At 61.3% G+C, this 15,154-nt stretch carries 14 protein-coding genes; 5 read left to right on the top strand and 9 right to left on the bottom strand.

The window, feature by feature from the left end:
* Positions 1–96: 96 nt before the first annotated feature.
* The 4 genes from coaD to ACA049_RS28930 form a co-directional block, all read right to left on the bottom strand.
* On the bottom strand, positions 97–576 hold the full coding sequence (coaD, locus tag ACA049_RS28945) for a pantetheine-phosphate adenylyltransferase (protein WP_497331628.1): 480 nt from the start codon (positions 574–576) through the stop codon (positions 97–99).
* A gap of 115 nt (positions 577–691) precedes the next feature.
* Entirely contained in the window at positions 692–2,287 is a 1,596-nt protein-coding gene (locus ACA049_RS28940) for a GMC family oxidoreductase (protein ID WP_497331626.1), read from the bottom strand.
* Between the two features lie 136 nt (positions 2,288–2,423).
* Positions 2,424–2,969 carry a twin-arginine translocation pathway signal protein gene (locus tag ACA049_RS28935; RefSeq protein WP_497331624.1) on the bottom strand — a complete coding sequence of 182 codons (546 nt, stop codon included), beginning with the start codon at positions 2,967–2,969 and terminating at the stop codon, positions 2,424–2,426.
* Between the two features lie 27 nt (positions 2,970–2,996).
* Positions 2,997–4,427: a coniferyl aldehyde dehydrogenase gene (locus ACA049_RS28930; RefSeq protein WP_497331622.1), complete on the bottom strand. Its 1,431-nt coding sequence runs from the start codon at positions 4,425–4,427 to the stop codon at positions 2,997–2,999.
* 148 nt (positions 4,428–4,575) lie between these two features.
* On the opposite strand from ACA049_RS28930, the gene ACA049_RS28925 reads away from it, so the two are divergent.
* Both ACA049_RS28925 and ACA049_RS28920 read left to right on the top strand, forming a co-directional pair.
* Positions 4,576–5,247, top strand: a complete 672-nt coding sequence (locus ACA049_RS28925) for a TetR/AcrR family transcriptional regulator (RefSeq protein WP_109635625.1) — start codon at positions 4,576–4,578, stop codon at positions 5,245–5,247.
* Positions 5,248–5,280: 33 nt separating this feature from the next.
* The gene (locus ACA049_RS28920) at positions 5,281–6,135 is read left to right on the top strand and encodes a sulfurtransferase (protein WP_497331620.1); all 855 of its coding nucleotides are present in this window, start codon (positions 5,281–5,283) and stop codon (positions 6,133–6,135) included.
* Positions 6,136–6,253: 118 nt separating this feature from the next.
* Here the strand turns inward: ACA049_RS28920 and ACA049_RS28915 are convergent, their stop codons facing one another.
* From ACA049_RS28915 to ACA049_RS28895, 5 genes are read right to left on the bottom strand one after another with little or no spacing between them, the layout of a single operon-like run.
* Complete coding sequence (locus ACA049_RS28915; protein WP_497331618.1) at positions 6,254–7,093, bottom strand: AraC family transcriptional regulator; 840 nt, start codon at positions 7,091–7,093, stop codon at positions 6,254–6,256.
* 3 nt (positions 7,094–7,096) lie between these two features.
* Positions 7,097–8,095, bottom strand: coding sequence for a hydrolase (locus ACA049_RS28910; RefSeq protein WP_497331616.1), 999 nt, complete (start codon positions 8,093–8,095; stop codon positions 7,097–7,099).
* Between the two features lie 56 nt (positions 8,096–8,151).
* On the bottom strand, positions 8,152–8,763 hold the full coding sequence (gene rsmD / locus ACA049_RS28905; protein WP_109635619.1) for a 16S rRNA (guanine(966)-N(2))-methyltransferase RsmD: 612 nt from the start codon (positions 8,761–8,763) through the stop codon (positions 8,152–8,154).
* On the bottom strand, positions 8,763–10,253 hold the full coding sequence (locus ACA049_RS28900; RefSeq protein WP_497331614.1) for a M16 family metallopeptidase: 1,491 nt from the start codon (positions 10,251–10,253) through the stop codon (positions 8,763–8,765). Before ACA049_RS28900 ends, rsmD begins: the two co-directional genes overlap by 1 nt.
* Positions 10,246–11,601 carry a M16 family metallopeptidase gene (locus ACA049_RS28895; protein ID WP_403102288.1) on the bottom strand — a complete coding sequence of 452 codons (1,356 nt, stop codon included), beginning with the start codon at positions 11,599–11,601 and terminating at the stop codon, positions 10,246–10,248. The genes ACA049_RS28900 and ACA049_RS28895 overlap by 8 nt, the downstream gene beginning before the upstream one ends.
* A gap of 344 nt (positions 11,602–11,945) precedes the next feature.
* Between ACA049_RS28895 and ftsY the strand changes: the two genes are divergently transcribed.
* Genes ftsY through ftsX form a run of 3 tightly spaced genes read left to right on the top strand, consistent with a single transcriptional unit; the run spans position 11,946 to position 15,150 of the window.
* Positions 11,946–13,463, top strand: coding sequence for a signal recognition particle-docking protein FtsY (ftsY, locus tag ACA049_RS28890; protein ID WP_497331612.1), 1,518 nt, complete (start codon positions 11,946–11,948; stop codon positions 13,461–13,463).
* On the top strand, positions 13,460–14,131 hold the full coding sequence (gene ftsE / locus ACA049_RS28885) for a cell division ATP-binding protein FtsE (protein ID WP_010466809.1): 672 nt from the start codon (positions 13,460–13,462) through the stop codon (positions 14,129–14,131). The genes ftsY and ftsE overlap by 4 nt, the downstream gene beginning before the upstream one ends.
* The gene (gene ftsX / locus ACA049_RS28880) at positions 14,128–15,150 is read left to right on the top strand and encodes a permease-like cell division protein FtsX (RefSeq protein WP_497331610.1); all 1,023 of its coding nucleotides are present in this window, start codon (positions 14,128–14,130) and stop codon (positions 15,148–15,150) included. Before ftsE ends, ftsX begins: the two co-directional genes overlap by 4 nt.
* Positions 15,151–15,154: the final 4 nt, after the last annotated feature.

The following is a 15,154-nucleotide window of genomic DNA, read 5'->3' as shown; positions in this document are numbered from 1 at the left end:
TCCAGCCGGGGCGCAAGGCCCGGGCGCAATAAACCAATGCGCGCAATTGTGCCGCATTGGCGCCCGCAGTGCACGCGGGCGCCGCTTGAGCGGTCGTTACTTCTTGAAGCGTTCGGTAAGGGCATCCGCCACCGCAGGGTGGACGAACTTGGTGATATCGCCGCTCAACGCTGCGATTTCACGGACCAGCGTCGAGGAAATGAACGAATAACGCTCGGACGGTGTAAGAAACAGACTTTCCACATCCGGCGCCAGTTGGCGGTTCATGTTGGCCAGCTGGAACTCGTATTCGAAGTCCGACACCGCGCGCAAACCACGCAGGAACACGTTGGCGTTCTTCTCTTTGGCAAAATGCGCCAGCAACGTCGAGAAGCCGACGACTTCCACGTTCGGCAGATGTTTAGTGACCTCGCGGGCCAGCGCCACACGTTGTTCCAGGGGAAACAACGGGTTTTTCTTCGGGCTGGCAGCGACGGCGATGATCACATGATCGAACAGGCGCGCGGCGCGTTCGACCAAGTCGCCATGGCCCTTTGTAATAGGGTCGAAGGTACCTGGGTACAACACTCGGTTCATCGCGTCGTCCTGGCGGGAGTCCGTTGGGGAGTCGGATGGTATCGCAGCCTTCCCGGTCGGCCAAGTCGCCTTTTGGGTAAGAAAGCACTATAGACGATAGGAATATTCTCGCTTTTCATGGGTTTTTCAAACGATCAGCGAGTGAAGTCGCCAGTTGCGCCGTCAGTCCGTAGACCGACAATTGCGGGTTTGCGCCAATGCTGGTGGGGAACAGCGAGCCATCGTGGATCGACAGGTTGCTGATCTGGTGATGCCTGCCGAGGCTGTCGGTCACGGCGTTTTTCGGGTCTTCACCCATGGCACAACCGCCCATCACATGAGCGCTGCCCAGGCGGGTGCGATACAACTCAAGGCTCAAGCCGTCGATCAACGTGCGCGCTTCGGCCAGGGTTTTCACATATCTCGCGTCGGCGTGCATCGGCATCACGGCCTTGGCGCCACCGGCGAACTGGATCTCGGCCATGCTGTGGAACGCCCGACGCAGGCCATCCCAGGCATAGGGTGACACCTGATAGTCGAGCACCGGCGTGTTGTCGCCGCGTAACTCGACACTGCCGCCGGGGCTGTCCGGGTGGAAACCGTCGCGCAACAACGCCAGCATTGCGTGGGTGTGGGGCAGATTTTCCATGTGCCCGGCGTTTTCCTGGCCGAAGCCCCCGAGCAGGGTCGTGGCCAGCGCCGGGTGCAGCGGCGGCACTTCGAGTTTGTAAGACATCTTGCCGGTGGTGCCGTCCTGCCATTGGAAATGGTCGGAGTAGATCGACTGCGGCGCGCCATAGAACGGGTTGATCACCTCGTCGAACAGCCCGGCGGACATGTTCACCAAGTGCAGGAACGTGCGCTTGCCCAGCCGCTGGTGCGGATCGGGCGCCTCCGAGCGCAGGAGCAGCGCCGGGCTGTTGATCCCGCCGCCCGCCAGCACGTAATGCCGTGCCTTGACCGTAATCGTCTTGCCCGTCGGAGCGACGCAACGGTCGTCCATCGCCACGCATTGCAGGCCCGTGACCTTACCGTCCTTGATCGAAAGCTTTTCGGCGCGGGCCAGATAAAGCAGCTCGCCACCTTTTTCCAGGGTCGCGGGAATGGTCGTGACCATCATCGATTGCTTGGCGTTGGTCGGGCAGCCCATGCCGCAATAGCCAAGGTTCCAGCAACCGCGCACGTTGCGCGGTATCACATGCCAGGAATATCCGAGTTTTTCGCAGCCTTTGCGGATCACGTCGTTGTTGGCGTTGGGCGGCACCATCCAGGGCGCGACGCCCAGGCGTTGTTCCATTTTCTCAAACCACGGCGCCATCTCGGCCGGGCTGTGGCCTTTGACGTCATGCTCCCTGGCCCAATGCTCGAGCGTCGGGTCGGGGGTGCGAAAGCTCGATGTCCAGTTGATCAGCGTGGTGCCACCCACTGCGCGGCCCTGGAGGATGGTGATCGCGCCGTCCTTGCTCATCCGACCGATACCCTCCTGATAGAGGCTGGTGTAGGCCTGGTCTTCGAGCATCTTGAAGTCGCTGCTGGTCTTGAGCGGGCCTTCTTCGATCAGCAGCACCTTGTAGCCGGCGGCGCTGAGGATTTCGGCGGTGGTGCCGCCGCCCGCGCCGCTGCCGATGATCGCCACGTCCGCTTCGAGGGTCAGGTCCTGGGTCAGTTGCGAGCCGTTGTGGGTTTTCCAGCCACGGGCCATGCCTTCGCGGAACGGGTCGGGTACGGGCATCTTCGGGTTCTCTTGTTGTTATGGTTTTGGATACGGTGGTGAGGCGGCTGACGTCTTCGCGGGCAAGCCTCGCTCCTACAGGATCGAGTAAGCCCTTGTAGGAGCGAGGCTTGCCCGCGAAGGGGGCGACTCGGTCTCAGACAGTAGGCGGCCCGGGATACCCGCAATGCGCCCACGATTCCGCCCGGCTGTACCACGCCATCATCACCAGTTGCAGCAACGAGCTATGCCCCATGCGCAACAGGCTCAACGAACTGTTTTCCCACCGATCGAGAAAATGCCGGATCTCATCGGCGCTGGCGTTTTCCCAGCTTCCCCAAATCCCGGTCAGCGGCCCACGGGTCACCGCCATCCCCAGCACGTCGAACAATTGCTGAGTGAGCTTGAGCATTTCCGGCGACAGGTGATTCAGGCTGTTATCCAGGCAGTGCAGGGTTTGATCGACGGCTGTCGGCATCTTTTCGGCCGCCACGGCGCCCTCGAGCATCACCGGGATCAGCGCCCGCAGAAACAGCAGATCGCCGCTGCGCAGAATCGCGAAACCACTGGCCGGAATGCTCGATGAGCAACCGCTGAGGCTCGCGCCCAATCCGGCCGTGGCCAGGAAAGCACTCGCGCCGAGGCTGAATTTAAGCAGGCCGCGCCGTGACAGCGCGGGTGTATCGGACAGGCTTGGGCTCATTATTGTTATTACCCGACGGTGTGATCGTTAGCGGATAAACAGCTTCTGGATCAGTTTCTGAATGGATTTTCCGTACGGCGGGTAAATCAGTTTCGCCGCGTTGAAGCGTTGCTTGATCAGCACGCCTTTGGCCTTGCTGAAGGTCAGGAAGCCCTCATGGCCGTGGTAATGGCCCATGCCCGAGGCGCCGATGCCGCCGAAAGGCATATCGTCCTGCGCCACGTGCAGCAAGGTGTCGTTGAGGCAAACGCCGCCGGAATGGGTTTCGTGAAGGACGCGGTTTTGTTCGCGCTTGTCGTAGCCGAAGTAATACAGCGCCAGCGGACGAGGTCGTTGATTGATGTAGGCAAACGCCTCATCAAGATTTTTGTACGGCACGATCGGCAGCAGCGGGCCGAAGATTTCGTCCTGCATCACCGTCATGTCGTCGCTGACGTTAAGCAGCACGCTATGACCCATGCGCCGGCCCTGGCCCTGATCGAACAGCGGAATCAGCAGCGCACCCTTGCTGGTGGCATCGCTGATGTAGTCATTGAGCCGCGCCAGTTGCCGGTCATTGATGATTGCCGTGTAGTCCGGGTTGTCGGCCAGTGTCGGATAGAACCCGCGAACCGCGTGGCGATAGGCTTCGACGAAAGCGCCTACGCGGTCTTCCGGCACCAGCACGTAGTCCGGGGCCACGCAGGTTTGTCCAGCATTGAGCGTCTTGCCGAAAGCGATGCGTTCGGCGGCGTCCTTGAGCGGTACGTCGAGGGACACGATGGCCGGGGATTTGCCGCCCAGCTCAAGGGTCACCGGCGTGAGGTTCTCGGCCGCCGCGCGCATCACGTGTTTGCCGATGCTGGTGGCGCCGGTGAACAGCAGGTGATCAAAGCGCAATCGGGAAAACGCGACACCGATATCCGCTTCGCCCAGCACCACGCAGACAAAGTCTTGCGGGAAGATCCGACCCAGCAACTCCTTGAGCAACAAACCGGTGGCGGGGGTCGACTCGCTGAGTTTGAGCATCACCCGATTGCCCGCCGACAACGCACCCACCAACGGCCCGATGGCCAGGTACAGCGGGTAGTTCCAGGGCACGATCACACCGACCACGCCCAGCGGTTGGTAAACCACTTTGGCCGACGCCGGCTGAAACGCGATACCGACCTTGCGCCGCGAGGCTTTCATCCAGCCTTTGAGGTGCTGACTGGCGTAGTGAATGCCGTGCAGGCTGGGCATCAGTTCGGCGAGCAGGGTTTCATCGGCGCTGCGGTGGCTGAAATCCTGGCTGATGGCATCGATCAAGGCCTGGCGTTCATTGCTCAGCAGATCCCGCAGGGCTTTGAGCCATTGCTGGCGCTGGGCGGCCGGTGGCATCGGGTTGGCTGCATACGCCGCACGCTGTGCATCGAACAGGTCCTGGAGCTCGTCCAGAGGCTGTTGCAGGTTCTGCAGGTAAGCGATGTCGGCGGTCATGATCGGCTCCGGTTTTTGTTGTATTGAGGCACTTTTTAGAGTCTATGCTCTAGAAAGTCAAATGGCATCCTGAGTACAGCATGGTTTTATCCACTCGCCGATAGGTCGTAAGATGCCCGCCAACGCACTCTGAATTAAAGCTCAAGCCATGGCCCCTCGGATCAAAACCAGCGAGCGCATCGTGCAGAACAGCCTGGAGCTGTTTAATCAACAGGGCGAGCGCAGCATCAGCACCAACCACATTGCTGCCCACATGGAGATTTCTCCGGGCAACCTGTACTACCACTTCCCCAACAAGCAGGCGATTATCGCCGTGCTGTTCAGTGAGTACGAAAGCCTGGTGGACAGCTTCCTGCGCCCGCCCCAGGGCCGCGCGTCCACGGTGGAAGACAAGCGCTTCTACCTTCAGGAATTGCTGGCGGCGATGTGGCGCTACCGGTTTTTGCATCGTGATCTTGAGCATTTGCTCGACAGCGACCCCGAGCTCGCCGCCCGTTATCGGCGTTTCTCCCAGCGCTGCCTGATCCATGGCACCCACATCTACGCCGCCTTCGTCGACGCTGGCATCCTGCAAATGGACAAGGTCCAGATCGAATCCCTGACGCTCAATGCCTGGATCATCCTGACGTCCTGGGTGCGTTTTCTGTGTACCACTCGGGAAAATTCCAATCACCTGAGCGAGCAGGCGATTAAACGCGGGGTGTATCAGGTGCTGGTGCTTGAGGCCGGTTTCGTCACGGACCAGTCTCGTGACGCGGTCAACGCGCTGTACGAAGAGTTTTACGTGCCACTGGCCCAGGCCCTCGAAGAAGTGCAGTAGGATTCAAGACCGACTTAATCACAGGAGCCCTTTATGCCCATTGCGCAACTGATCAGCCCGCAAGCGTTGGACCTGAAAAAGGATGTGCCCGGGCTGGTGATTCTGGATTGTCGTTTTGCCCTCGAAGACCCCGACTACGGCCAGCGCAGCTATGCCGAAGGGCATATCGCCGGGTCGAGCTTTGCCGACCTTGAGCGTGATTTGAGTGGAACCGTGGTCAAGGGCGTGACCGGGCGCCATCCGTTGCCTGAACCTGAAGACTTGATCGAGCGCCTGCAAGCCTGGGGCATCAACGCCGACAGCGAAGTGGTTTTGTACGATGACGGCCCCGGAGCCTACGCGGCGCGGGCCTGGTGGTTGCTGGCCTGGCTGGGCAAGCGAGACGGCGTGTTCATCCTCGATGGCGGGCTCAAGGCCTGGCACGCGGCCGGTTTGCCGCTGAGTCTGGATGCGTGCGACATCGAGCGTGGCACCTTCAGCGGCAAGCCGGACAACTCGCTGTTGTTGAGCGCCGAGCAACTGCAACAACGTCTCGGCCAGCCGGCGCTGACCTTGCTCGATGCCCGCGCCTTGCCGCGCTTCAAGGGCGAAGTCGAACCGATCGATCCAGTTGCCGGGCACATTCCCAGCGCGCAATGTGCGGCGTTCACCGAGAACCTGGGCAGTGACGGGCGTTTCCTGCCGGCTGAGCAACTCAAGCAGCGGTTTGCCGCGAAACTCGGCGATCGCTCGCCGACTGATCTGGTGGCGTATTGCGGTTCCGGCGTGACGGCTTGCCATAACCTGTTCGCACTGTGCCTCGCGGGTTATCCATTGGGCTCGTTGTACGCCGGGTCGTGGAGCGAGTGGATCAACGATCCTCAACGCGGCATCGCCACCGGCGAGTAAACGCTGATCCCCTGTGGGAGCGGGCTTGCTCGCGAATGCGGAGTGTCATTCAGCATTGATGTTGTCTGACACACCGCATTCGCGAGCAAGCCCGCTCCCACAGGGATCGCCGTCGTTATCAGGATTTATGTGAATGCCGGGCACTTCGATACGCCCCCGGACCCACCCCGTAAACCTGCTTGAACTGCCGACTCAGATGGCTCTGGTCGGCAAATCCCAGCTGCATCGCGACTTCCAGCGGCAAACAACCGTTCTGTAACAACGCCCGTGCCTGGGCGATGCGTTGCTGCATCAACCAGGTGTGCGGTGGCATGCCCGTGGCGCGGCGGAAAACCCGGGCGAAGTGGAACGGTGACAGGTTGACCGCTGCCGCCAATTCTTCCAGCGAAGGCGGCGCGGCCAACTGTGCTTGCAGCACATCCTTGGCCAGCGTCACCGCCCGGTGTTCCTTGCCGGGTTTGCCGGCAACCGGCACGGCGGCATGACGTTGCAGCAACAACAGCATCATCTCGCGCCAGACCGTCTGCTGTTGCAGGGCCGTGGACGGACTTTCCAGCAAGCGATGCAATTGACAGAAACCCTTCACCAGGTCCGGATCGCGATACAGCGTCGCGCCAAACCCCGGCAGGTTGCTGGTCGGCAGCTCCAGCTCGTCCAGCAGCGAGAGAATCTGCCCGCTGTCCGGATAAAACGCCCGGTACAACCAACCATCCTCCGTGCCTTTGTGGCCGGTGTGCAGCTCATCGGGGTTGATCAACACCAGCGTGCCGCTGCCGGCCAGGTGTTCGGCGCCGCGATAGCGATAACGCTGGGCGCCGGCCATGATCATGCCGATCACATAACCGTCATGCACGTGGGGCGCGAAGCGGTGTTCGATGTAGCGTGCGGACAATAACTCGACGCCGGCCAACGGTGCCGTTTGCCAGAAACGGATCGACTCGCCTTGGTCGGCGTCCATGGCTTACCTGCGACCCACGGCGCTCAGCCACTGCGGAATACGGCGTTCCAGGTAATAACCCGGTTGCCGGAACGAGCCATCGACAAAACCGACATGCCCACCCTTGGCTTGTAGCTCGAATTGCGTGGAGGCGGACAATTCCGACGCGTGCGGCAGGCTATGGGGGAATACGAAAGGATCGTCGGCCGCCTGGATGATCAGGGTCGGCGTACGGATCTCTCCGAGGAAATACCGGCTCGACGCGCGGCGATAGTAATCCTCGGCATCGACAAAACCATTGAGCGGCGCCGTGACCCGGCCATCGAAATCCCAGAAGGTGCGCATGTTCTCCAGCGAGCCCAGCGCCGCCAATGCCGCCAGTCCATCCTCGCGGCCGTCGTGCTGGAACTGGCGCTCTTTGTTCCTGATGTAGGCGACCATCTCGCGCATGAAATGCGCCTGATAGACCTTCGAGAAACCCTGGCCGATGCGATCGGCACATTGATCGAGGCGAAAGGGCACCGACACCGCCACCGCACCCGACACGCCGCTGTCACTGCCGGTTTCGCCCAAATGTTTAAGCAAGATATTGCCGCCCAGGGAATAGCCGACCACATACAGCGGTGCGAGAGGGCGCTTGGCCCGCAGGTGTTTGATGGCTTCGGCCAGGTCTTCGCTGGCGCCGGAATGGTAGCTGCGCGGCAACAAATTCGGCTCGCCCGAGCAGCCGCGCCAGTTCAACGCGACGCTGGCCCAGCCCTGGGCACCTAGCGCTTTCTGCACCCCGGCCACGTAAGGCGAGTTCGAAGAACCGGTCAACCCGTGCAACACCAGCACCAGCGGCGCATCAGCGGTGTGCGGGCCGTGCCAGTCCATGTCGAGAAAGTCGCCATCCTCAAGCCACAAGCGTTCGCGCTCGCGTTCGATGTGCGTGGTTTTGCGCCACAGCGGTCCCCACAAGGTTTGCAGGTGCGGGTTGCCGAGGCCGAAGGCGGGGGTGAAACGTTCTGACGGAAAGGACACGATTGCTCTCGATGCAGCGGTGCGCAACCGGTGCGCACCTTTTTCAGGCCGGTCGATTAACCGGCGATCTCTGCCATACGTTGCCACAACGCGTAATACACCCGCCCGGATTTCTGCTCCCGGTGCAGGCGCCAGTTGCCTGGCAAGCCAAGGCTCGACGGCGCGTTTTCGCTTTCAGTGTAGATCCAGGCTTCATTGGCCAGCCACTGACGCTCTTCAAGCAGCGTGCAGACGGTCGGCAACAGATCCTGGTTGAACGGAGGGTCGAGGAACACCAGGTCGTAAGCGGTCGCGGTCTGGGTTTCCAGGTAGCGCAGCGCATCGGCCGTCTGGATCTGGCCGGTGGTGCAGCGCAACGTGCCCAAGTGTTCCTTGATGCTGGCGACCGCGATGTTGCTGGCGTCCAGCGCCTGACCCATCGCCGCGCCACGGGACAGGGCCTCGAGGAACAACGCGCCGCTGCCGGCGAACGGGTCAAACACTTTGGCCCCGGCCACGTACGGCGCGAGCCAGTTGAACAGGGTTTCGCGCACCCGGTCCGGGGTCGGACGCAGGCCCGGGGCGTCCGGGAAGCTCAGCTTCCGGCTGCCCCATTCGCCGCCGATGATGCGCAGTTGGTTCACGCCGTTGTGTACGTTGTGAACGGGTTTTTTAGGACGAGTGGCCATTAATGCTCCGGAACCCCGAGCGGCTGCTCGGCAGGTTTATCAGTTGGGGCCGGTAACGGCTTTTGCGGCACGGTCGGGCCAGCGCTGACGATGACCATTTTGTCCGTGCTCAAGTGTTTGTTCAGTGCGGCTTTGACCTGCTCGACGGTCAGGCTCTGGGACTGGCGCATGAAGTCATCCAGGTAGGTCAGAGGCAGGTTGTAGAACCCCATCGCACCCAGTTGGCCGACGATATCGGCGTTGCTGGCGGTGGACAACGGGAAGCTGCCGGCCAGTTCACGCTTGGCGTCGTCGAGTTCTTTCTCGGTCGGGCCGGTTTTAAGGTAGTCGGCGAGGACGTCCTGCACCAGTTTCAGCGTGCCTTCGCTCATCTCGGCGCGGGTTTGCAGGTTGATCATGAACGGGCCGCGCGCCTGCATCGGGGTGAAGCCCGAATAAACGCCGTACGCCAGGCCACGCTTCTCGCGCACTTCGCTCATCAAGCGGGTGCCGAAACCACCGCCGCCGAGGATCTGGTTGCCCATGGACAGCGCCGCATAGTCCGGATCGTCACGGTCGATGCCCAGTTGCGCAAGCATCAGGTTGGTCTGCTTGGACGGGAACTCGATGTGGCCGATGCTGGCTTTCGGTTCTTCAGGCTGCGGGATCTTCGCCAGCGCCGGGCCTTTGGGCAGCGCGCTGGAGACTTGCGCGGCAATCGCCTCGGCTTCAGCGCGGGACAAATCGCCCACCAGCGCAATCACCACGTTGCCGGCGGCGTAGGCTTTCTCATGGAACGCCTTGAGTTGCGCTGCGGTAATCGCCGGAACGGTTTTCGCTGTGCCATCACTGGAATGCGCGTACGGATGATCGCCGTACAAGCGGTTCATCAGCTCCAGGCTCGCCAGTTTGCCCGGGTTCTGCTTCTGGTATTCGAAACCGGCGAGCATCTGGTTCTTGATGCGCGCAAAGGAGTCGGCAGGGAAGGTCGGCTTACCGACGACTTCAGAGAACAGCTTCAGCGCAGGTTCACGCTTGTCGGGGGCGCTCAGGCTGCGCAGCGAAGCCAGTGCCATGTCCTTGAACGCGCCGTTGCCGAAATCTGCGCCCAGGCCTTCGAAGCCTTGGGCGATGGCGCCAACATCTTTACCGGCCACACCTTCGTTTAGCATCGCGTTGGTCAGCATCGAGAGACCCGGAGCGTTACCGTCCTGGCTGCTGCCAGCGGCGAAGATCAGGCGCAGGTCGAACATCGGCAGCTCACGGGCTTCGACGAACATCACCTTGGCGCCTTCGGCGGTGTTCCAGGTCTGTACGTCGAGCGAACGGTGGCTCGGGGCCTTGCCGTCGAGTTCGGTCAGCGATTGCAGCTTCTGGCTGGACTTGGCCTTGTCGAGTGCTTCGCTGGCCTTGGAATCATCGCTTTTCGACAGATAAAACGCAGCGGAGCCAATCAATACGGCGGCGATCAGGCCGATCAGGGCCAGACGGGGTTTTTTACGCTCACTCATGAGTCGTCTCCAGTGGCAGTACATGGGCGACGCTGAGACGTTCGCGGGTGAAATACAGCTTGGCGGCTTTCTGGATGTCTTCCGGTGTCACGCTTTCGAGGTCGGCGAGTTCGGTGTCCATGAGCTTCCACGACAGACCGACAGTTTCCAGTTGGCCAATGGAGGTGGCCTGGCTGGTGATCGAGTCACGCTCGTAGACCAGGCCGGCGATGACCTGGGCGCGGACGCGTTCCAGCTCTTCGGCGGACGGCGCCGTGGTTTTCAGCTGTTCGAGCAGTTTCCACAGACCGGCTTCGGTCTGGGCCATGGTTTTCTTTTTCTGGATATTCGGCGTGGCCGACAAGGTGAACAGGCTGTCGCCGCGGGTGTAGGCGTCGTAACTCGACGAACCGCCGGACACCAGCTCTTCGCCGCGTTCCAGTTGCGTCGGGATGCGTCCGCTGTAGCCGCCGTCGAGCAGGGCCGAGATCAGGCGCAAAGCGTTCACCGAGCGTTTGTCTTCGGCGGTGGCGATGCTCGGCACGTTGAAGCCCAGCATCAGGCTCGGCAATTGGGTCTGCACGTGCAGGGTGATCTGGCGTTCGCCGGGCTCGGCCAGTTCCAGCGGGATTTTCGCCGGTGGCACGTCACGTTTGGCGATCGGGCCGAAATAGCGCTGGGCCAGGGTCTTGACCTCGTCCGGGGTCACGTCGCCGACCACCACCAGCGTGGCGTTGTTCGGCACGTACCAGGATTGGTACCAGTGGCGCAGCTCTTCGACTTTCATGCGGTCCAGGTCAGCCATCCAGCCGATGGTCGGCGTGTGGTAACCGCTGGCCGGGTAGGCCATGGCCTTGAAGCGTTCGTAGGCCTTGGACATTGGCTTGTCGTCAGTGCGCAGGCGACGTTCTTCTTTAATGACTTCGATCTCGCGAGCGAACTCGTCGGCCGGCAGGCGCAGGCTGGCCATGCGGTCGGCTTCCAGTTCGAAGGCCACGCCGAGGCGGTCGCGGGCCAGCACCTGGTAATAAGCGGTGAAGTCATCGCTGGTGAACGCGTTCTCTTCGGCGCCGAGGTCGCGCAGGATCAGCGAAGCTTCACCGGGGCCGACTTTCTCGCTGCCCTTGAACATCATGTGTTCCAGGGCGTGGGACAAACCGGTCTGGCCCGGCGTCTCGTAACTTGAGCCGACCTTGTACCAGACTTGGGAAACCACCACTGGCGCACGATGGTCTTCGCGCACAACGACCTTCAGGCCGTTATCCAGAGTGAATTCGTGGGTGGGTTGTGGATCGGCAGCCAGGGCCGAGAGGGGCAGACAAACTGTGCTGAGCAGCAGGCCTGCAGCGCGGCGGGCTAAAGCATTCATTCGTTTTTAAACCTTTGGGACTGCCCGCTAGGTCTTAGCGTCGGCGGGCGAGAGGGTGCTAGGATACTGGTCCGTTTTACTGGCGGCCACGCCTATCAGGCCTTTGATCGGCCGGAAGGTTGCATGGGTTACCTGCGGAAGCTTTGAGTTTGTCAGCTAAACTCTGCGTTTTCGCCGACGATGCCGTTCCAGTCCTTCGTATTAGTCAACCTTTGAGGTGCAGTTTGCACCTCGACAAAATGTTGCGCGTGAACAAGCTGGGTCAATCGCAGTCTGTTCTGCATTGAATATTTATTTGCCGGGGCGCCCTTAGGCGCGTCGCTACCGTGAGATAGCCGTCCTCCATGTTTGGTTCCAACGACGACAAGAAGACCCCAGCTGCGGCTGGCGAGAAGAAAAGCCTGTTCGGATGGCTGCGCAAAAAGCCGCAGGAACCCGTCGTCGAACAGCCACAACCACTTCCTGAGCCAATACCTGCGCCGGAAATAGAAGAAGAACCTGCGCCGGTTGTCCTGCCGATGGCCGAACCGGTGCTGCAACCGGTCGCTGAGGCTGAACCCGACGTTGTTGCCGAGCAACCGCTGGCACCCGCTCCAGAGCCTTGGCTGACGTTGCCGGTGGCGGAAGAGCCGGTGGCCTTGGTCGAAGATGAGCTGGCGCCGCATGTGACGCCGCCGATTCCTGCGCCGACTGCCTTTGCCTCTGAGCCCGTTCAAGCGCCGGTTATCGAGCCTGTCGTTGCACCAGTTGTCGTGGCCGAGCCTGAGCCGGTAGTTCCGGAACCTGTGATTCCTGCGTTCGTCGCTCCTGTGGTTGAAACGCCTGCGCCTGCTCCCGTGGTTGCTCCGGCAGTCGCTGCGCCCGTCGTTCCCGTCGCTCCTGTCATTCCCGTCGAAGCCCCGGTCGAGCCACCGCGTACCGAAGAAACCAAAGCCGGTTTCTTCGCCCGCCTGAAGCAAGGCCTGTCCAAGACCAGCGCCAGTATCGGCGAAGGCATGGCCAGCCTGTTCCTCGGCAAGAAAATCATCGATGACGAGCTGCTCGAAGACATCGAAACCCGTCTTCTTACCGCCGACGTTGGCGTCGAGGCGACCTCGGTAATCATCCAGCGCCTGACCCAGAAGGTCGCGCGCAAAGAGCTGGCCGACGCCGACGCGCTGTACAAATCCCTGCAGGCGGAACTCGCCGCGATGCTCAAGCCTGTCGAGCAGCCGCTGAAAATCACCTCGCAGAACAAGCCCTTCGTGATTCTGGTGGTTGGCGTCAACGGCGCCGGCAAGACCACCACCATCGGCAAACTGGCGAAGAAACTGCAACTCGAAGGCAAGAAAGTCATGCTGGCGGCCGGTGATACCTTCCGCGCCGCCGCTGTCGAGCAATTGCAGGTCTGGGGCGAGCGCAACAAGATCCCGGTCATCGCCCAGCACACCGGCGCCGACTCGGCTTCGGTTATCTTCGATGCCGTGCAAGCCGCCAAGGCCCGTGGCATTGACGTGCTGATCGCCGACACCGCCGGTCGCCTGCACACCAAAGACAACCTGATGGAAGAGTTGAAGAAGGTTCGCCGGGTCATCAGCAAGCTCGACGCCGACGCGCCGCACGAAGTGCTGCTGGTGCTTGATGCCGGTACTGGCCAGAACGCCATCAGCCAGGCCAAGCAATTCAACCAGACCGTCGAACTGACCGGCCTGGCGCTGACCAAGCTCGACGGCACCGCCAAGGGCGGGGTGATTTTCGCCCTGGCCAAGCAGTTTGGCCTGCCGATTCGCTACATCGGCGTCGGTGAAGGCATCGATGACTTGCGTACTTTTGAAGCAGAACCCTTTGTCCAGGCATTGTTTGCCGAGCGGGAGCGTTCATGATTCGTTTCGAACAGGTCGGTAAACGCTACCCGAACGGTCACGTCGGCTTGCATGAGCTGAGCTTTCGAGTCCGCCGGGGCGAGTTTTTGTTTGTCACCGGCCATTCCGGCGCCGGTAAAAGCACCTTGCTGCGCCTGCTGTTGGCGATGGAGCGTCCGACCACCGGCAAATTGCTGCTGGCCGGCCAGGACCTCGCCACCATCAGCAACGCGCAGATTCCTTACCTGCGCCGGCAGATCGGTGTGGTGTTCCAGAATCACCAGTTGCTGTTCGATCGCACGGTGTTCAACAACGTCGCGCTGCCGTTGCAGATTCTTGGTCTGTCGAAGGCCGAGATCGTCAAACGCGTGGATTCGGCGCTGGAGCGCGTGGCGCTGTCGGATAAAACCGATCTGTACCCCGGCGACCTGTCCACCGGTCAGCAACAGCGTGTCGGCATCGCCCGCGCCATCGTCCACCGTCCGGCCTTGCTGCTGGCGGACGAACCGACCGGTAACCTCGACCCGCGCCTGGCGGCCGAGATCATGGGCGTGTTCGAAGACATCAATCGTCTGGGCACCAGCGTGCTGATCGCCAGTCACGACCTGGCGCTGATCGCGCGCATGCGTCATCGCATGCTGACCCTGCAACGCGGCCGATTGATCGGTGACGGGGAGGCGGGCGTATGAGTGCGACGCGCAGCCCCAAGGTTTCCGAGCGAGTGGCGCCAAAAGCCGCCGATCCGCAACCACAGAAGAAAAAACGCGACGATGACGACGGTCCGGACTTCGCCACGCTATTCCGCGCCTGGGTTGAAAGCCATCGCGCCAGTTTGCTGGACAGTCTGCGTCGGTTGGGCAAACAGCCGATCGGCAGCTTTTTCACCTGCATGGTGATGGCGGTTGCCCTGAGTTTGCCGATGGGCCTGTCACTTTTGCTAAGCAACGTCGAACGTCTGGGTGGTTCGTGGCAACGTGCGGCGCAGATCTCCCTGTACTTGCAACTCGAGGCCAGCCCTGCTGAAGGCGAGTCGTTGCGCGAGCAGATCAAAGGCATGCCCGGTGTGGCTGATGCGGAATACGTGGGTCGTGATCAGGCGCTGGAAGAGTTCCAGCAGCAGTCCGGCCTGGGCGAGGCGCTCAAGGAGTTGCCGGAAAACCCGCTGCCAGGCGTGGTTCTGGTAACCCCGAACGAGGTCGACAAGCCTGCGCTTGAAGCATTACGACAAAAACTTTCCGAGCTGCCGAAGGTACAACAGGCGCAACTTGATCTAGTCTGGGTCGAGCGTCTGGCAGCGATCCTCAAGCTGGGTGACCGATTTGTCTTCGGTCTGACCGTGCTTCTGGTTTCTGCATTACTTTTGGTGATAGGCAATACCATTCGTCTTCATATTGAAAACCGCCGCACAGAGATAGAAGTGATTAAACTCGTCGGCGGCACGGACAGCTATGTGCGCAGGCCCTTTCTGTATATGGGCGCGTTGTATGGCTTCGGTGCGGGGATACTTTCCTGGGGCTTATTGGCGTTTGGCCTTGATTGGCTGAACGATGCAGTAGTCGGGCTGGCCGGTTTGTACGGCAGTGATTTCGCGCTGGCCGGAGTGCCAGTGGCCGATGGTCTGTCTCTCTTGCTTGGCGCGGTGCTGTTGGGGTATATCGGTGCATGGATTGCAGTCGCACGCCACCTGAGGGAGCTTGCGCCTAAGTAGTATC

The organism is Pseudomonas sp. LBUM1662, from assembly GCF_059695915.1.
The sequence above is the reverse complement of the archived record's forward strand: the minus strand, read 5'-3'. Positions and strand labels throughout refer to the sequence as shown.